This window comes from Klebsiella sp. 10-1 (assembly GCF_009758445.1).
GTDB lineage: Bacteria > Pseudomonadota > Gammaproteobacteria > Enterobacterales > Enterobacteriaceae > Klebsiella > Klebsiella scottii.
Window position 1 is genome coordinate 1,362,114 of sequence record NZ_WQRE01000001.1, and the last position, 18,521, is coordinate 1,380,634.

The 18,521-nt window shown below is 56.7% G+C and carries 18 protein-coding genes; 9 read left to right on the forward strand and 9 right to left on the reverse strand.

Annotation, left to right across the window (positions count from 1 at the left end; translation table 11 throughout):
* Window positions 1–270: 270 nt before the first annotated feature.
* From cysB to acnA, 3 genes are all read left to right on the forward strand, one after another.
* Window positions 271–1,245 carry an HTH-type transcriptional regulator CysB gene (gene cysB / locus GO007_RS06520; protein WP_095097063.1) on the forward strand — a complete coding sequence of 325 codons (975 nt, stop codon included), beginning with the start codon at window positions 271–273 and terminating at the stop codon, window positions 1,243–1,245.
* 244 nt (window positions 1,246–1,489) lie between these two features.
* A complete protein-coding gene (locus GO007_RS06525; RefSeq protein WP_071844914.1) occupies window positions 1,490–1,657 on the forward strand; it encodes a YmiA family putative membrane protein in 168 nt (55 codons plus the stop codon).
* Between the two features lie 403 nt (window positions 1,658–2,060).
* Window positions 2,061–4,733, forward strand: coding sequence for an aconitate hydratase AcnA (gene acnA / locus GO007_RS06530; RefSeq protein ID WP_095097066.1), 2,673 nt, complete (start codon window positions 2,061–2,063; stop codon window positions 4,731–4,733).
* Window positions 4,734–4,777: 44 nt separating this feature from the next.
* Here the strand turns inward: acnA and ribA are convergent, their stop codons facing one another.
* Entirely contained in the window at window positions 4,778–5,368 is a 591-nt protein-coding gene (gene ribA, locus GO007_RS06535) for a GTP cyclohydrolase II (protein ID WP_041145188.1), read from the reverse strand.
* 164 nt (window positions 5,369–5,532) lie between these two features.
* On the opposite strand from ribA, the gene pgpB reads away from it, so the two are divergent.
* The 5 genes from pgpB to yciH all read left to right on the forward strand — a co-directional run bounded on the left by pgpB (window position 5,533) and on the right by yciH (window position 9,178).
* Window positions 5,533–6,300, forward strand: coding sequence for a phosphatidylglycerophosphatase B (gene pgpB / locus GO007_RS06540; protein ID WP_095097069.1), 768 nt, complete (start codon window positions 5,533–5,535; stop codon window positions 6,298–6,300).
* Between the two features lie 135 nt (window positions 6,301–6,435).
* Window positions 6,436–6,744 carry a LapA family protein gene (locus GO007_RS06545; protein WP_041145190.1) on the forward strand — a complete coding sequence of 103 codons (309 nt, stop codon included), beginning with the start codon at window positions 6,436–6,438 and terminating at the stop codon, window positions 6,742–6,744.
* 6 nt (window positions 6,745–6,750) lie between these two features.
* The gene (lapB, locus tag GO007_RS06550) at window positions 6,751–7,920 is read left to right on the forward strand and encodes a lipopolysaccharide assembly protein LapB (protein ID WP_095097072.1); all 1,170 of its coding nucleotides are present in this window, start codon (window positions 6,751–6,753) and stop codon (window positions 7,918–7,920) included.
* Window positions 7,921–8,114: 194 nt separating this feature from the next.
* Window positions 8,115–8,852 (forward strand): orotidine-5'-phosphate decarboxylase, encoded by a 738-nt coding sequence (gene pyrF, locus GO007_RS06555; RefSeq protein WP_095097075.1) that lies wholly within the window; start codon window positions 8,115–8,117, stop codon window positions 8,850–8,852.
* Window positions 8,852–9,178: a stress response translation initiation inhibitor YciH gene (yciH, locus tag GO007_RS06560; protein WP_095097078.1), complete on the forward strand. Its 327-nt coding sequence runs from the start codon at window positions 8,852–8,854 to the stop codon at window positions 9,176–9,178. The genes pyrF and yciH overlap by 1 nt, the downstream gene beginning before the upstream one ends.
* Before the next feature lie 104 nt (window positions 9,179–9,282).
* Here yciH and osmB read toward each other — a convergent pair whose 3' ends face one another.
* From osmB to GO007_RS06595, 7 genes are all read right to left on the reverse strand, one after another.
* Complete coding sequence (gene osmB / locus GO007_RS06565) at window positions 9,283–9,501, reverse strand: osmotically-inducible lipoprotein OsmB (protein WP_026612282.1); 219 nt, start codon at window positions 9,499–9,501, stop codon at window positions 9,283–9,285.
* 282 nt (window positions 9,502–9,783) lie between these two features.
* Window positions 9,784–10,533 (reverse strand): DNA-binding transcriptional regulator YciT, encoded by a 750-nt coding sequence (yciT, locus tag GO007_RS06570; protein WP_095097083.1) that lies wholly within the window; start codon window positions 10,531–10,533, stop codon window positions 9,784–9,786.
* A 72-nt stretch (window positions 10,534–10,605) separates the two neighbouring features.
* Window positions 10,606–10,788 carry a YciZ family protein gene (locus GO007_RS06575; protein WP_095097086.1) on the reverse strand — a complete coding sequence of 61 codons (183 nt, stop codon included), beginning with the start codon at window positions 10,786–10,788 and terminating at the stop codon, window positions 10,606–10,608.
* 159 nt (window positions 10,789–10,947) lie between these two features.
* Window positions 10,948–12,882, reverse strand: coding sequence for an exoribonuclease II (locus tag GO007_RS06580; protein WP_095097089.1), 1,935 nt, complete (start codon window positions 12,880–12,882; stop codon window positions 10,948–10,950).
* A gap of 80 nt (window positions 12,883–12,962) precedes the next feature.
* Window positions 12,963–14,120, reverse strand: coding sequence for a CMD domain-containing protein (locus GO007_RS06585; protein ID WP_095097092.1), 1,158 nt, complete (start codon window positions 14,118–14,120; stop codon window positions 12,963–12,965).
* A gap of 205 nt (window positions 14,121–14,325) precedes the next feature.
* Window positions 14,326–15,114 (reverse strand): enoyl-ACP reductase FabI, encoded by a 789-nt coding sequence (fabI, locus tag GO007_RS06590; protein ID WP_045855073.1) that lies wholly within the window; start codon window positions 15,112–15,114, stop codon window positions 14,326–14,328.
* Window positions 15,115–15,411: 297 nt separating this feature from the next.
* Complete coding sequence (locus GO007_RS06595; RefSeq protein ID WP_095097095.1) at window positions 15,412–15,954, reverse strand: HutD/Ves family protein; 543 nt, start codon at window positions 15,952–15,954, stop codon at window positions 15,412–15,414.
* Between the two features lie 308 nt (window positions 15,955–16,262).
* Here GO007_RS06595 and GO007_RS06600 point away from each other — a divergent pair, with 308 nt between their 5' ends.
* Window positions 16,263–17,639, forward strand: a complete 1,377-nt coding sequence (locus tag GO007_RS06600) for a purine-cytosine permease family protein (protein ID WP_189339840.1) — start codon at window positions 16,263–16,265, stop codon at window positions 17,637–17,639.
* 72 nt (window positions 17,640–17,711) lie between these two features.
* Here the strand turns inward: GO007_RS06600 and sapF are convergent, their stop codons facing one another.
* Window positions 17,712–18,521, reverse strand: coding sequence for a peptide ABC transporter ATP-binding protein SapF (gene sapF, locus GO007_RS06605; RefSeq protein WP_095097098.1), 810 nt, complete (start codon window positions 18,519–18,521; stop codon window positions 17,712–17,714).

Sequence of the window (18,521 nt, forward strand, 5' to 3'; positions counted from 1 at the left end):
CTTGAAGTTTTGCCGCACATCTCCGGCCTTATAACCGCCTTATTATTTTCCGTTAGTGTCTATACACTGTAGATATAAATGATATAGTGGTTATAGTTAATCCCTTTTTTATTATTAAATCGTCTTACTACATTCTCGTTTCAGGACGCTTTGTGGCGCCAGCGCGGCGAATCGCCGGGGCGGCAGCGGCGCGTAGCCTCTCTGCCGGCGGGCGGCCTGAACGTAAACTGTATCAAGCGAATTCATTTTACGCGTTAACGGATATCAGCCATGAAACTACAGCAACTCCGCTACATCGTTGAGGTTGTTAACCATAATCTGAATGTCTCCTCTACCGCCGAAGGCCTGTATACCTCGCAGCCCGGCATCAGCAAGCAGGTCCGCATGCTGGAAGATGAGCTGGGTATTCAGATTTTTGCCCGCAGCGGCAAGCATTTAACTCAGGTGACGCCTGCCGGTCAGGAGATTATCCGCATCGCCCGCGAAGTGCTGTCGAAAGTTGACGCCATCAAATCAGTGGCGGGCGAGCACACGTGGCCGGATAAGGGGTCGCTGTACGTGGCGACCACTCATACCCAGGCTCGCTATGCGCTGCCTGGCGTGATCAAGGGCTTTATTGAACGCTATCCGCGCGTCTCGTTGCATATGCATCAAGGGTCGCCAACGCAGATCGCCGAGGCGGTCTCAAAGGGAAATGCGGATTTTGCCATCGCTACCGAGGCGCTGCATCTCTATGATGACCTGGTGATGCTGCCGTGCTACCACTGGAATCGTTCGATTGTCGTGACGCCTGAGCATCCGCTCGCCTCCAGAGGCTCGGTGACGATTGAAGAGCTGGCCCAGTATCCTCTGGTGACCTACACCTTTGGCTTTACCGGGCGCTCCGAGCTGGATACCGCGTTCAACCGCGCCGGCCTGACGCCGCGCATCGTTTTCACCGCAACCGATGCCGATGTCATCAAAACCTACGTTCGCCTGGGACTGGGGGTTGGGGTTATTGCGAGCATGGCGGTTGACCCGGTGTCCGATCCGGACCTCGTCAAACTCAGCGCCAACGGCATCTTCAGCCACAGCACGACGAAAATAGGCTTCCGTCGCAGTACCTTCCTGCGCAGCTATATGTATGATTTTATTCAACGTTTTGCGCCGCATCTGACGCGCGACGTGGTGGATACGGCGGTGGCTTTGCGCTCGAATGAAGATATTGAGGCGATGTTTAAGGATATTAAACTGCCGGAAAAATGATTTGTCTAAATATTCGGCATCCCATCCCCGGGATGCCAATACCTATAATGACGCGTAATTAACATTGTAAACCTCGTATAACTCACAAATTTCATTATTCCTTTTAACACGGTTGCAATTATACCTACTCCGATCAAAATAACGGTTAAAGATAATAATTCCGGGCAAAATTCACTGGATTAATAGATGGTCCGTAATTAAGATTTAACTGTACCTGATAATTTCAACGATTGGTGGTGAAGATATGATAAGTGATATCGATTATATGAAGTTGGCGATGTCACAGGCCGGTGACAAGACGGAAGTGGATCCTGTGTTGAGAAGTCGGGCCTGGGGCGCTGTGTTCATCGGGCTTGCAATGTTCTGGAGTATCGTTGCACTAGTCATCTGTAACGTCTGGATCGTGAGCTAAGCGACGCTTTTCCGCCTTTGTAAAAATGTCACTTTTATGACAGTAAGAACCTCGGTGTTTATTTCACTTTAATAAACTAACGGCATTAAGGAGGATATATTTCGCCACGATGGTTTTTAATCAATAATCCATTCCTTTGAACTAATCGTCAGAGAACCGGCGATTAGTTCTTTTTCGCATTTCGCTCCTCAGAGCTCTTCCTGCTAATAATAATATCCCTCGCGATCTCATCTCTTTATAACCACAAAAAACCTGCTGTCTATTTTGGTGCAATATCTTTGTACGATTTCGCCGATTTTAGCAATTCGGGTTGTTATCAAAGTGTTATGCCTGGTATGTGTTATCTTTAATATTAACCCTGAGGAGCATCAGGGCATGCCATCCCTGAGATAAAGGAGGAGCTATGTCGTCAACCCTACGAGCAGCCAGTAAGGACGCGCTACAGGTCAATGATAAAACCTACCACTATTACAGCCTCGCGCTGGCCGCTAAAGAACTGGGCGATCTGACCCGTTTACCGAAATCGCTCAAAGTACTGCTGGAAAACCTGCTGCGCTGGCAGGACGGTGACTCGGTCACCGCAGAGGATATCCACGCGCTGGCAGCCTGGCTCAAGCAGGCCCACGCGGACCGGGAGATTGCCTATCGACCGGCGCGTGTACTGATGCAGGACTTCACCGGCGTGCCGGCGGTGGTGGATTTGGCCGCCATGCGCGAAGCGGTGAAACGCCTGGGAGGTGATACCGCTAAGGTTAACCCGCTTTCCCCCGTCGACCTGGTGATTGACCACTCGGTAACGGTGGACCGCTTTGGTAACGATGATGCGTTTGAAGAGAACGTTCGCCTGGAGATGGAGCGTAACCACGAGCGCTATGCTTTCCTGCGCTGGGGGCAGCAGGCGTTCAGCCGCTTTAGCGTGGTGCCGCCGGGTACCGGCATTTGCCACCAGGTCAACCTGGAGTATCTCGGCAAGGCCGTGTGGAGCGAAGAGCGCAACGGGGAGTGTTTTGCCTGGCCCGACACCCTGGTCGGCACCGACTCGCATACCACGATGATTAACGGCCTCGGCGTGCTCGGCTGGGGCGTCGGCGGCATTGAGGCCGAAGCGGCAATGTTAGGCCAGCCGGTATCGATGCTGATCCCCGACGTCGTCGGCTTTAAGCTGACCGGCAAGCTTCGTGAAGGGATCACCGCGACGGACCTGGTGCTGACCGTCACCCAGATGCTGCGCCAGCACGGCGTGGTGGGTAAATTTGTCGAGTTTTACGGCGACGGACTGGACTCACTGCCGCTGGCGGACAGGGCAACCATCGCCAATATGGCGCCGGAATACGGTGCAACCTGCGGCTTCTTTCCGATCGATGCGGTGACTCTCAGCTATATGCGCCTGAGCGGCCGTAGTGAAGAACAGGTCGCGTTAGTGGAAGCCTACGCCAAAGCGCAGGGAATGTGGAGGATGACCGGCGATGAGCCGGTATTTACCAGCACCCTGGCGCTCGATATGGGCTCGGTAGAAGCAAGCCTCGCCGGGCCGAAGCGTCCGCAGGACCGCGTCGCGTTAGGGGACGTGCCGAAAGCGTTTGCGGCCAGCACGGAGCTGGAGGTCAATCACACGCAGAAAGACAAACGGTCGGTCGACTATACGCTGAACGGACAGCAATATTCGCTGCCGGACGGGGCGGTGGCCATCGCCGCCATCACCTCCTGTACCAACACCTCCAACCCCAGCGTACTGATGGCCGCCGGCCTGCTGGCGAAAAGGGCGGTTGAGCTCGGCCTGAAGCCGAAGCCGTGGGTCAAAGCGTCGTTGGCGCCGGGATCGAAGGTGGTTTCTGATTATCTTGCGCATGCGGGACTCACCCCTTATCTCGATACGCTGGGCTTTAATCTGGTGGGATATGGTTGCACCACCTGTATCGGTAACTCGGGTCCGCTACCGGAGCCGATTGAAGAAGCGATTAAAAAGGGCGATCTGACCGTAGGGGCGGTGCTCTCCGGGAACCGCAACTTCGAAGGGCGCATTCACCCGCTGGTGAAAACCAACTGGCTGGCCTCGCCGCCGCTGGTGGTGGCCTATGCGCTGGCCGGCAATATGAACGTCAACCTGACCCGCGATCCTCTGGGGGACGGCAAAGACGGTCAGCCGGTCTATCTGAAGGATATCTGGCCGAGCGGCCTGGAGATCGCGCAGGCGGTAGAGCAGGTTTCTACCGACATGTTCCATAAAGAGTATGCCGAGGTCTTTGAAGGTACGCCTGAATGGAAGGCTATCGACGTCGAGCGTTCAGATACCTATGACTGGCAGAGCGACTCAACCTACATCCGCCTGTCGCCGTTCTTCGATGAGATGGGCGTTGAGCCCAAACCGGTAGAGGATATTCGCGGCGCGCGAATTCTGGCGATGCTCGGCGACTCGGTGACCACGGATCATATTTCTCCTGCGGGAAGCATCAAGGCGGAAAGCCCCGCCGGGCGCTATCTGCAAAACCGCGGCGTTGAGCGTATCGATTTTAACTCCTACGGATCGCGACGCGGTAACCACGAGGTGATGATGCGCGGGACGTTCGCCAACATCCGTATTCGCAACGAAATGGTGCCCGGCGTTGAAGGCGGCATGACCCGACATCTGCCGGGCAGCGAGCCGGTGGCGATTTATGACGCGGCCATGCTCTATAAGGACGAAGGCACGCCGCTGGCGGTGGTTGCCGGGAAAGAGTACGGTTCCGGCTCCAGCCGCGACTGGGCGGCGAAGGGCCCGCGTCTGCTCGGCGTCCGGGTGGTGATCGCCGAATCCTTTGAACGTATTCACCGTTCTAACCTGATAGGCATGGGGATTTTGCCGCTGGAATTCCCGCAGGGCGTAACCCGCAAAACGCTGGGGCTAACCGGTGAAGAGCGGATTGATATCAGCCAGCTGCAGGCGCTAGAGCCCGGCGCAACGGTGCCGGTAACCCTAACGCGGGCGGACGGCAAGCAGGAGGTGATTGCCTGCCGCTGCCGTATCGATACCGCCACGGAGCTGACCTATTATCAGAATGACGGCATTCTGCACTATGTGATCCGCAATATGCTGTAAAAAAAAGGGCCAGCAATCGCTGGCCCTGAATTAATGGTGCCGAATCAGTTATTCAGCAGATGCCCCATCTTGGCGGCCTTGGTATCCAGATAGTGGGCATTCTTCGGATTGCGTCCGACGATGAGCGGCACGCGCTCCACGATATTGATCCCGGCCTCGGTCAGAATTTCTACTTTTTTCGGGTTGTTGGTCAGCAGGCGGACGCGCTCGACGTTCAGCAGTTTGAACATATCAGCGCACAGCGTAAAGTCGCGCTCGTCGGCGGCAAAGCCGAGCTGATGGTTCGCTTCTACGGTGTCGTAGCCCTGATCCTGTAAGGCATAGGCGCGGATTTTGTTTAACAGACCAATGTTGCGGCCTTCCTGACGATGGTACAGCAGGATCCCGCGACCCTCTTCGGCGATATGCGACAGCGCCGCTTCCAGCTGAAAACCGCAATCACAACGCAGGCTGAAAAGGGCATCGCCCGTCAGACACTCAGAGTGTACGCGAGCCAGGACGGGCGCCTGGCCCGAAATATCGCCGAAAACCAGCGCGACGTGATCCTGCCCGGTTGCCAGTTCTTCAAAACCCACCATCAGGAAATCGCCCCAGGGGGTTGGCAGTTTGGCTTCTGCCACACGTTTAAGCTGCATGTGATTCTCCAGACTTTGTCAGCACCTGAATGTGCTTTCTGTTTGCCGCTATTTTGCCACAAGGCCGTAAGGTTCTCCTAATTACGCACTACTGCCTGCGCGTAAAGCGCACAAACGAACCACTTTCCGTTATGATAGTCGGCAGAAAGGATTAAGGAGATGAAATGCTGTCGATTGCCAGACGAACCGCCACCGGTGCGGCACTATTAATGATTATGCCCGCAGTGGTTTGGCTAGCCGGCTGGAAGTGGCATCCGGAACTTCCGCAGCGGGGGTTAAAGCTGCTGTACTGGGTTACCGAAAGCGTGACACAGCCGTGGGGCATCATCACCCATACGATACTTTGCGGCTGGTTCTTATGGTGCTTGCGATTTCGCCTGCGGGCGGCCGTGGTGCTGTTTATGATTCTGGCGGCGGCCATTTTGCTCGGGCAGGGCATTAAGTCCTGGATCAAAGGCCAGGTGCAGGAGCCGCGTCCCTTCGTTATCTGGCTGGAAAAAACGCAGCAGGTTCCGGTCGATCAATTCTACGCGTTAAAACGCAAAGAACGCGCTAAACTGGTGCATGAACAGCTGGTTCAGGAGCAGGGGATTCCTAAATTCTTACGTAAACACTGGCAGAAAGAGACCGGTTTTGCTTTTCCATCCGGACACACCATGTTTGCGGCCAGCTGGGCGCTGCTCGGCGTGGGGCTGCTGTGGCCGCGGCGTCGCCGGCTGACCATCGCGCTGCTGATGGTCTGGGCTACCGCGGTGATGGGGAGCCGGCTGGCGCTGGGAATGCACTGGCCGCAGGATTTGCTCGTCGCTACGCTTATCTCATGGCTGCTGGTGACGCTGGCCACCTGGCTGACTCAGCGGCTGTGCGGCCCGCTGACGCCGCCTGGGGAAGAGGCGCAGGATATTAAGAAACGGGCGCTAAAACAGGGCTAAAGTTGTTTTTCGCGCCATACGACCCCATATCCTGTCGTGGTGTCGTGCTTTTCCATTCCACCTCTGCAGCGAAAATGATACTTTATAGGGCTGAACGCGGGATTTTTTCGCGCAACCCACATAACGGGAAGTAGTGTGAAATATTTACTCATTTTCTTACTGGTACTCGCGATCTTCGTCATCTCCGTGACGCTGGGTGCGCAAAATGACCAACTGGTTACGTTCAACTATTTACTCGCACAGGGTGAATTCCGGATTTCAACGCTGCTGGCGGTTCTCTTTGCGGCAGGGTTTGCGATTGGCTGGCTGATTTGCGGCCTTTTCTGGCTGCGGGTTCGGGTTTCGTTGGCTCGCGCTGAGCGTAAAGTTAAGCGCCTTGAGCATCAGATTGCGCCTGCGGGCGTAGCGCCAGTCGACGCAGGCACCCCTGCGGTGAAGGAATAATCGTTTATGCTGGAGTTGTTGTTTCTGCTTTTGCCCGTAGCCGCCGCGTACGGCTGGTACATGGGGCGCAGAAGTGCACAACAGTCCAAACAGGACGACGCTAGCCGCCTGTCGCGTGATTATGTGACCGGGGTTAACTTCCTGCTGAGTAATCAGCAGGATAAAGCCGTGGATCTGTTCCTCGATATGCTGAAAGAGGATACCGGCACCGTTGAAGCTCACCTGACCCTCGGCAACCTGTTCCGCTCCCGCGGCGAGGTTGACCGGGCGATCCGCATTCACCAAAGCCTGATGGAAAGCGCTTCGCTGACCTACGATCAGCGCCTGCTGGCCGTGCAGCAGCTGGGGCGCGACTATATGGCCGCCGGCCTGTACGACCGCGCGGAGGATATGTTCAAACAGCTGGTGGATGAAACCGACTTTCGCCTTAGCGCGCTGCAGCAGCTGCTGCAAATTTACCAGGCGACCAGCGACTGGCAGTCCGCCATTGATGTTGCCGAACGTCTGGTGAAGCTGGGCAAAGAGAAGCATCGCGGGGATATCGCCAACTTCTGGTGCGAGCTGGCGCTGCAGCAGATGGCGAACAGCGATATGGACAAGGCTATGTCGCTGTTGAAAAAAGGCGCCGCGGCCGATCGCAACAGCGCCCGGGTATCCATTATGATGGGCCGGGTGTGGATGGAAAAGGGCGATTATCCGAAGGCGGTCGAAAGCCTGGAGCGGGTGATCAATCAGGACAAAGAGCTGGTCGGCGAGACGCTCGAAATGCTCCAGACCTGCTACCAGCAGCTGGGCAAAATCGACGAGTGGGAAACGTTTCTGCGCCGCTGCGCCGATGAAAATACCGGCGCGACCGCCGAGCTGATGCTGGCGCAAATCCTCGAGCAGCGCGAGGGGATTGAAGCGGCGCAAAGCTACGTCACCCGTCAGCTGGAGCGCCATCCGACGATGCGCGTTTTCCACAAGCTGATGGACTACCATCTTAACGAAGCGGAAGAGGGGCGCGCGAAAGAGAGCCTCGGCGTGCTGCGCGATATGGTTGGCGAGCAGGTACGCAGCAAGCCGCGATACCGCTGCCAAAAATGCGGCTTTACCGCCCACACCCTCTACTGGCACTGCCCGTCCTGCCGATCGTGGTCCACCATCAAACCGATTCGCGGCCTTGATGGCCAGTAACATTTAAAAAAAAACCTCATTAGTTACAACATACTAATGGCTTTTTTCACCTTCCCACGGTTAAGCCATCGAACCGCCATCGTCGGGCAGGCGCTGAAACGCAGCCTGTTATTTTCCCCTTATCGCAGGTAGAATGCTGCCCGTTTACCTTTTTTGCGCCGAGCCCGGCGCCCATCAACAATTAAGGTCTGGTCATGACGTCTACTGCTACATCTTCTTCTCGCGTTGTCACATCCTCTCCCGTTGTTGTGGCTCTCGATTATGATAACCGCGATAAAGCGCTGGCGTTCGTCGACCGCATCGACCCGCGGGACTGCCGCCTTAAGGTTGGCAAAGAGATGTTTACGCTGTTTGGGCCGCAGTTTGTTCGCGATTTGCACCAGCGTAATTTCGAAGTTTTCCTCGATCTCAAGTTTCACGATATCCCTAACACCACCGCTCACGCCGTTGCGGCGGCGGCCGAACTTGGCGTCTGGATGGTCAACGTCCATGCCAGCGGCGGAGCGCGGATGATGACCGCGGCGCGTGAAGCTCTCCTGCCGTATGGCAAAGATGCCCCGCTGCTGATTGCCGTCACCGTGCTGACCAGCATGGAGGCCAGCGATTTGCAGGAGCTGGGGATCACGCTCTCTCCGGCCGACCATGCGGCAAAACTGGCGGCGTTGACTCAGCGCTGCGGCCTCGATGGCGTAGTCTGCTCGGCGCAGGAAGCGGCGCGTTTCAAACAGGAGCTGGGGCAGGCGTTTAAGCTGGTGACGCCCGGCATTCGTCCGCAGGGCAGCGATGTGGGTGACCAGCGCCGCATTATGACGCCGGAGCAGGCGCAGGCGGCCGGCGTGGACTATATGGTTATTGGCCGTCCGGTGACGCAGTCTGCCGACCCGGCGGCGACCTTACGCCAGATTAACGCATCGCTGAATATGGGGGCATAATGACCGATTCTAACAGCCGTCTGGTTTACTCGACGGAGAGCGGACGTATCGATGAGCCAAAGCAGGTTATCGAGCGCCCGAAAGGCGATGGCGTGGTGCGTATTCAGCGCCAGACCAGCGGCCGCAAAGGCAAAGGCGTATGCCTGATCGTCGGCATTGATGCGGATGATGAAGCGCTGGCGAAGCTGGCCGCTGAGCTGAAAAAGAAATGCGGCTGCGGCGGGTCGGTAAAAGAGGGGGTGATTGAAATTCAGGGCGACAAACGCGACCTGATAAAATCGCTGCTCGAAGCTAAGGGTATGAAGGTGAAGCTGGCCGGCGGCTGATAATAACAACAGGGCCACGGTAAATACCGTGGCCCTGATTTTTTTCCGGTGCGTGAGTCAGCAAATCCGCGAGCAATTATTTTTTATTTGAACTGATTTAAAACTTATTTACCCACCTGGTGACCGATAATCCCGCCGACCGCTGCGCCGCCCAGGGTGCCCAGGGTGCTGCCGTCGGTTAATACCGCGCCGCCCAGTGCACCAGCGCCGGCGCCAATGGCGGTATTACGATCGCGTTTTGACCAGTGAGAACACGCGCTCAGGGACATTACCACTGTTACAGCCAGAACTGCCGCAGCCATTTTTTTGCTCATTGAAGTCATCATAATTTTCTCCTGAATAATCTATTCATGGATACAACTTCCTTTAAAGCATAGCGTGAACTATGAGTTAAGGGGTATTCCATGAAGTTTAGTTGCGCAGGTGTTACTTTAATCACGCGGGTGATAGTCACTTCCTGTTATATCGCTAACAATAATTCTACTTTCTTTAAATTTAACCGGCAGGTAAAAAGTCTGAATTGGGGGCTCGGAATACTCTCAGACGTGGCGCCACGCGGCCTGCGCCCACCTGGGTGGGCGACGGAGAAAGGGATCGCAGAGGGATCAGGAGACGTTGACGATATCGACGGTTAAACCACTTTCAGCCAGCTGCTGGCGGGCGGTATCGTGCAGGTTGCTATCGGTAATGATGCGATTAAAGCGCCCAACCGGGCCGAGCGGGTAAGGGTGCACGACGCTAAATTTTGAACTGTCGCTCAGCACAATCGCCTCACAGCCTTTTTCCAGCACCGCGTTAACCACATCCGCGCGCATCATATCCCGTCCGGTAAAGCCGGTCTCAGGCTGCCAGCCGTCGATGCCAATGAACGCCTTGCTGAAATGGACCTGCTGAATAAACTGCCGGGTCAGCGGGCCGACCATGCTCTCGCTGCGTTTTTGATAGATCCCGCCGAGCAGAATCACTTCTCCCGGCGTCTCTTTCAGCAGGTGGGCGATATAGCTGCTGACGGTAATGATGGTGATATCCCCACGCTCGGCAAGCGTCCTGGCGAGCAGGGCGTTGCAGCTCCCGTTCTCGATAAACACCGTCTCGCCGGGAGAAACCAGCGTAGCGGCCCGCATAGCCAGCTCACGCTTAATGGCGAAATAGGTCATCATTCGCGTCTCTACGTCCTCGCTATCCAGCGGAACGGCAAAACCGTGGGTACGACGCAGATAGCTCTGCTTTTCCAGCAGATTTAAATCCTGACGAACGGTCACTTCAGAGACACCGGTCATCTTCGCGAGATCGGCCACGCTCATGCGGCCTTTATCGATGACCATTTGCAAAATACTTTGTTGTCGGGCGTTCATAGCAACATCACTGTTAGGGGGCTATTTTACGGGCAATCGACGCTGCGCGGTCGCTTGCGGCGCGAAGGGCTGTCAGATTTCCCAGGGGGCTTTCGGCTGACCGGGCTTGTTTTCCGGCTCATCGTTGGCAAGAGCCTGCAGCTCGGCCTTGAGAATCTCCAGATTATGAATCGCGGAGTGATAGTCTCCGGCAACCAGAATATCCAGCACGGTATCGATACGTTGGGCGAGCAGGCGGGCATTCAGATCAGACATAGTATTATCCTGGTTACAAAAGCGAATGAAATCAATGATGCAAAAAACGGATGCAAAAGAGAAGTGAAAAGATCGCACAACCTATCTCATCTGGAGATTTTTAGCGCAGGAGCGGGAAAACGAACGGCTCCCGGAGTCGGGAGCCGCTGAGGAGTACTATCAGGCGAACGGACGGGCAATAACGCTGCGGGTTTCCATTCTGACTTCGGCAATTTTAACGTCGATAACGTCGGTCACCTTGTAGACGGTTTCACCCTTAATCTGCACGGTGCCGTTTTCCTGGCTGCAGACCAGCTCATCGCGGACGGCGTGCAGGAACGGCGCCGGGATAAAGGCTACAGCGCCGTTATCGACCAGGCGCACGCGCATGCCGCCGCGGCTGATATCGATAATTTCAGCCGCGAAGCGCGCATCGGTGCCGGCTTTCGGGCTCAGGTAACGCGCGTACAGCCAGTCGCCGACGTCGCGCTCTGCCATCCGGTTCAGACGACGGCGTTCCGCCATCTGCACCGCTACGTCATCCTGCGGACGCGCGATGGTTTCACCTTTAATAATGGCTTTCAGCAGGCGATGGTTAATCATATCGCCGTACTTACGAATCGGTGAGGTCCAGGTGGCGTAAGCTTCGAGGCCAAGGCCGAAGTGCGGGCCCGGTTCGGTGCTGATTTCGGCGTAGGACTGGAAGCGGCGGATGCGGCTGTCGAGGAAACCAGACGGCTGCGCGTCCAGCTCACGGCGCAGCTTGCAGAAGCCGTTAAGGGTCAGAACTTCCAGCGGATCGACGTGCACGTCATGGGTCTTCAGCAGCGCGGCCAGCTGTTCAGTATTTGCCGGATCAAATCCGGTATGGACGTTGTAAACGCCAAAGCCCAGCTTGTCGCGCAGCACGCGAGCGGCGCAGATGTTGGCGGCAATCATCGACTCTTCAACGATGCGGTTGGCGATACGGCGCGGCTCGGCAACGATATCCAGCACTTCGCCTTTCTCGCCCAGCACGAAGCGGTAGTCCGGACGGTCCTTAAACACCAGCGCATGGGTTTTACGCCATTCGCTGCGGCGCAGGCACACGTCCTGCAGCAGGGTAATCTGCTGAGCGATGGTTTCGCTTTCAGGCTGCCAGCTGCCGGTGTTTTCCAGCCAGTCAGAGACGTTGTCGTAGGCCAGCTTGGCCTTCGACTCAATGGTGGCGGCGAAGAATTCAATATCGTCTTCAATCGTACCATCGGCCGAGAGGATCATGCGGCAGGCCAGCACCGGACGGATTTCGTTGGCGCGCAGCGAGCACAGGTCATCGGACAGTTCGCGCGGCAGCATCGGGATGTTAAAGCCCGGCAGGTAGTTGGTGAAGGCGCGAATTTTTGCCGCGTCGTCCAGCTTGCTGCCTTCGGCAATCCAGGCGGTCGGGTCGGCAATCGCTACGGTCAGGTGCAGCTTACCGTCAGCGGCGGCTTCCACATACAGCGCATCGTCCATATCCTGGGTGCTGGCGCTATCGATGGTCACGAACTCCAGCGCCGTCAGGTCGCGACGCTGCAGCCCTTCGTCCAGCATCTCGGTGGCCACGCCGTTTGGCGCTTCTTTTTCCAGATTATGGCGCGCCAGGGTGACCCACCACGGCACGAAGTGATCGTCGCTGAAGGTGATGAACTGGGTTAATTCAGCATAGAAGCCGCGATCGCCTTTCAGCGGATGACGGCGCATTTCGGCAACCGCCCAGTCACCCTCGCTAAAATCGTGGCTGACGCTGCGATCGGCGCGACACGGAATGGCATCTTTCAGCAGCGGATGATCGGGAACGATAGACAGGCGATCGTCTTTTTTATGCACTTTACCGACGAAACGCGTCAGGAAAGGCTCAACCAACTCTTCCGGCTCCGCGCTTTCACGTTCTTTTTCGGTATGGACCACGGCGGTAATACGATCGCCATGCATCACTTTTTTCATTTGCGGCGGCGGAATGAAATAGCTTTTCTGCGAGTCAACTTCGAGGAAGCCAAAGCCTTTTTCCGTACCTTTAACGACCCCTTCAACGCGAGGAGTCTGAGAATGCAGTTGCTGTTTAAGCTGCGCTAGCAGCGGGTTGTCCTGAAACATAATTTGGTATTTTCGTGGCTAAAAGAGCGGCTGTCATTTTTACGCGATTATGCCTGTTGCAGCAAGCGCTGTTTGGCATTTTACGTCCGTTGATGAACATTGCCGAGGGCGATTTTCAGCCGGTTGATCCAGCCGCACAGCCCGCACCACGCCAGAATATCGATAACCTGCGTTCGGGAAAGCCCATATTCGGTGAGGGGAGTTAGCTGAGCCGCGCTGAAGCGGTCGGGAGAGCGGGTTAACAGCTGCGCCGCCAGATAAATTGCGCGTTCGGATTGATGCGTCTCGCCCCACGCCTGAAGCGCACGATCGTCATGGCGTAATGCGTCGGGAAACGCCTGGGAGCCGGTCCATTCTCGCTCCCAGGCGTTAAAACAGCTGACGCTGCCATTGATCCGCGCCGCCATCAGCGCGACCAGCGGAGCAAAGGGCTGGTTTTCACTCAGCCGGGTCAGCAGCTCATCCTGGGCGTTAAGGATCGTATCGTCGACCGCCAGCAGCGGCGCCAGCTCGGCCAGGCCGGGGTGTCGCTGCCAGCCGATCAGCCGCGCCTGCCTCTCGTCGTTAGCATAGCGCAGGTCGCCATCGTTAACGTCGGCCAGCCAGTCGACGTCCGCGGCGGTAAAGCCTTCCGCCGGCGCATCTTCCTGCTGTGGCATTCCCGGCATCCAGCGTACCGGAAAGCCTAGCGTCGCCTGGAAGGTCGCGATTGCGCGGGCCTGGAAGCCCACGAAACCGATAATCTGGTTAATCAGGATAATATCGCGGCTGGTTAAGCCAACTTCGTCCAGCTGGCTGCGGGAGAGCGCGGTAATTACCGAGGGAGAGCCTGCCAGCTGGCGCGCAAATTGCGTAATCTGTGCCAGACGACGATTGCTCTCGCGCGATGAGTCCGGGCCCGGCAGCGGCGCCAGGCGCGCCGCGTAGTGGTTACATAGGCGCTGTACGCCATAGACCTGCGCGACGGTTAGCGCCGTGCTCAGACGATCGTAGGCGCTAAAGGTTTGCAGACGATTCACCGTCACTGACGTCGGAAAGAGCGCGTCGGCCAGACATCGCGCCGGAGCCAGCCAGCCCGCATGCGCGTGGAGCAGCTCTTCGGGCAACGTCAGGTCGAGTAAAAAGCGGTCTTCGACATAAGCGGCTTCAGGGACGAGCGGTAATACATCCACCGGGCAGATTGTTGACTGGGTTTCGTGATACCAGTGGTTTTTGCCATACACGCGGCGTTGCTCCATGGGCGTTCCTTGATCGATATGTGTCCGGCCGCACTTCTGTGGGCCATCTATGCATAACTATCCTGGCGTAACCCTGAAGCAGTAGAAAATATTGATACGTGCTAACAAATAGCTGATTGGAATAACAGAGGGGGAGAGATGTCGCGAAACGTCGTCAGTTGTCGCAGAGCAGGACCCTCCTCACGGCGTGAGGAGGGTAAAGAACTTATTTCAGTTCCAGCTCGTTCATGGCGGCGATGCTGAAACCGCCGTCCACGTGAACCACTTCGCCGGAGATGCCCGCAGAGAGGTTAGAGCACAGGAATGCTGCGCTGTTGCCGACGTCTTCGATGGTCACGGTACGACGAATCGGGGTGACGGCTTCGCAGTGAGCCAGCATTTTACGGAAATCTTTAATCCCGGATGCCGCCAGAGTACGGATTGGACCGGCAGAGATGGCGTTGACGCGCACGCCTTCCGGACCCATTGCGTTCGCCATGTAGCGCACGTTAGCTTCCAGTGACGCCTTAGCCAGGCCCATCACGTTGTAGTTAGGGATCGCGCGCTCTGCGCCGAGGTAGGAGAGCGTCAGCAGGGCGGAGCCCGGGTTCAGCATCTCGCGGCAGGCTTTCGCCATTGCCACAAAGCTGTAGGCGCTGATGTCGTGAGCGATTTTGAAACCTTCACGGGTTACCGCGTTAACGTAGTCACCGTCCAGCTGATCGGCCGGTGCGAAACCGATTGAGTGAACGAAACCGTCGAATTTCGGCCATACTTTACTCAGTTCGGTGAACAGAGATTCAATGCTCTCATCTTCAGCCACGTCGCACGGCAGTACGATGTTGGAACCCAGTGCCGCAGCAAATTCTTCCACACGACCTTTCAGTTTGTCGTTCTGATAGGTGAACGCCAGTTCAGCCCCTTCACGGTGCATTGCTTGCGCAATACCGTAGGCGATGGACAGTTTGCTGGCAACGCCAGTCACCAGAATGCGCTTACCGGAAAGAAAACCCATAGCTTTAATCCTTATCGTTATTGCTTATTTTTACTTTAACAATCATGTGGTTAGTGTTGTTATTTCAAAATAACTCAAATTTAGCCGAGAATTATATCCCACTGACGACCCCCTGTGTCACGATATTTTTCAGCAATAGCCGACATCCAGCAGGCAATATCGGCGCCGCCGCTGGGTTCACGGGCGTCAACCTTCACGGTCGGCGTCGGCGGTCTGTCGCATCCCTGTCATCGCGTACTCTCCAGTATATCACCGGATATCGCAGGCGTTTTGCGCCGTTCTCCAGGCTAAATGCGGCTAACGTACGCTAACGCTAGCCAGCAGCAGCCTGGCATCGGCGGAGTGCGGGATCAGCTCCCCCGGGGACGTCTCCTGCCACCAGATGCCGCTTTGGGCAGCATGCAGCTGCTCCCCCAGCCGCCAGCGTCCTTTCAGAACATACGCGATCCCCGTTGCGCCGGGCCGCTGTGCGGCGGACACCACGCTGACCTGCGCCGTGGCCCGGCTACGCTGGGTCATTATATTGAAGTCCAGCCCCGGCCGCGAAATCCCCTCGCTGGTCAGCGGCCATTCGCCGGCAAAGGCCCACGGTTCCCACAGCCTCAGGCGATGAGCAATATTATCGCCGCGCAGCCACAGCGAACCGCCGTCTAGCAGCGTTATCACCCGATCGACGCCCGGAAAGGGCGAAAACGGTCCGTCGTTCTGTAAGGTGGCGATACTGGCCCGCCAGAGAAACGGCGCATCGGGCGACGGCACGCTGACGATCTCTCGGGTTTCGCCGCCGCCGTTTTTCCACGGCGTGACGGGCAGGGAGGATAACTGAAAGGAGACGATCATCGGGATTCAGGCCTCTGATGGCTGGAGATTAAGGGGCGCGCATCGCACGCGTTTGGTCGCGATGAGATGTTTCTTTTTTGTATATTTCTCTCACACAAAATATTTACATCTTCATCACAAATTTATCATGTGCACGGTGCGTACGGTTGTCAATGCTTGTATATACATGACCTGTCATATATGCGGGCCTACGACAATGCGCGTAGATGCAAGAAACCGGGTCCTGGCAGTTGAAAACCGTTTATAGCGAGGAAACTATGTCTTCTTTTTCGTCAACAGATGGGCAGTCAAAAAGCAGTGAACGGAGCATAACGGAAACGCGCTCGATCGATTTTATCCCCGAAGGCGAGAGACATGGACATCCTTTCAGCCAGTTTACGCTCTGGTTTGGCGGCAATCTGCAAATTACCGCTATCGTTACCGGCGCGCTGGCCGTGGTGCTGGGCGGTGACGTGGTGTGGTCGCTGATTGGCCTGCTGCTGGGCCAGGTTCTTGGCGCGGCGGTGATGTCATTGCACGCCCTGCAGGGCCCGCGCCTGGGGCTGCCGCAGATGATTATCAGCCGCGCGCAGTTCGGCGTTTTTGGCGCGGTGGTTCCGCTGGTGCTGGTCTGCATTATGTACGTCGGCTTTTCCGCCAGCGGCACCGTACTTGCCGGGCAGGCGATGGCCAGGCTGCTGTCGGTCTCCAACGTCGCCGGTATGCTCTTGTTCAGCGCGATTATCATCGTCATTGCCGTGCTGGGCTATCGGGTGATCCATAAGCTGGGCAAAGTGGCGAGCATTGTCGGCGTGCTGGCGTTTGCCTATCTGTTTATTACGCTGCTGCTCGCCGCAGACCTGAAGGCTATCGCGCAAAATAGCCATTTCTCCCTGCCGATGTTCCTGCTGGCCGTGTCGCTGTCCTCGTCGTGGCAGATTGCATTTTGCCCGTACGTCTCCGACTACTCTCGCTATTTGCCGGGCAACGTGTCCGGCGCCAAAACCTTTTTCTCCGTCTTCAGCGGCACGGTTCTTGGCACCCAGGCCTCAATGACGCTGGGGGTGCTGACGGCAGCCATTGCCGGCAGCGCTTTCCCCGGGCATGAGGTGAGCTTTATCGTGGGATTAGGCAAAAGCCAGGTGATGGCGATGGTGATCTACTTTGCCATCTGCTTCGGCAAAATCACCTTCACGACGCTGAATGCTTACGGCAGCTTTATGTCGCTGAGCACCATCGTTTCCGGTTTTCGCAGCCAGACGTCGTTATCGCAGAGATCGCGCATCATCTTCGTGGCGCTGATGGTGTCAATATCGTGCATTATCGCCCTGTTGAGCGAGCCGGCGTTCCTGAAGAACTTCACCCATTTCCTGCTGTTCCTGCTGGCATTCTTCGTTCCGTGGAGCGCGATTAGCCTGACCGATTACTATCTTATCTCTTCCGGCGCGGTGGATATTCCGGCCCTGTCTGACCCGAAAAAACGCTACGGCTACTGGAATAGCTACGCTATTACAATTTATGTGGTGGGGGTGCTTATCCAGCTGCCGTTTATTGAGAACCCGCTGTTCCACGGCTCTTTGACGTGGATATTTGCCGGTAACGACGTATCGTGGATTATCGGCTGGTTTGCCTCCGGGCTGCTGTACTACTCGCTGCGGCGCTTTGACCGCCGGGTGTTGCCGGCGCAAACCATATTGCCGGACTGAGCGCGCGCCTCGCAGCGCAGATAAGCAACAGGCCCGGGTAGGGCGTCAGCCTTGCCCGGGTGATTGAAGGGATTATTTACCGTCTTTACGCCAGGCGTCAGCGGTCAGCGCTTCGCCAAAGTGGCCGGCGATCAGTCGTTTAGTCAGCTCATGCAGCGGCGAAGCCAGCACGTCGGCGGTGCTGCCGCGTTCCACCACTTCCCCCTGATGCATCACCAGAACCTGATCGCTTATATGCTTCATCATGCCTAAATGCTGGGTAACGTAGATATATGAAATACCCTGTTTTTCCTGCAGCTCCAGCATCAGGTTGATCAGCTGCGAACGCATCGACATATCCAGCGACGCCAGCGCCTCATCGCAGATAATGACCTTAGGCCGCAGGATCAGCGCGCGGGCAAGGCCAAGACGCTGTTTTTGCCCCGGGGCCAGCATATGCGGGTAGTAGCTGACGTGGTCCGGCAGCAGGCCGACCATCCGCAGCGTCTCAATAATCTGCTTCTGCCGCGCCTCCGGTTCGAGCCCGGTATTCAGACGCAGCGGGAAGTCGAGGATCTGCGAAATACGCTGCCGCGGGTTCAGCGAGGTTGACGGGTCCTGGAAAATCATGCGGATACGCTGGCTGCGGAAGGAGTAGTCGCCAAATGCCAGCGGACGGTCGTCAATCAGCAGCTCGCCCGAGCTGGGTTCAACCATGCCGGCCAGCATTTTCGCCAGCGTGGATTTCCCCGAGCCGTTCTCGCCGATGATCGCCAGGGTCTGCCGTTCGCGCAGCGTAAAGCTCAGGGGCTTAACCGCTTCCACCGTCTGACGACGGAACCAGCCGGTACGATAGCGAAAGGTCTTACTCAGATTGCGGACTTCCAGCAATGTTTCGACCAT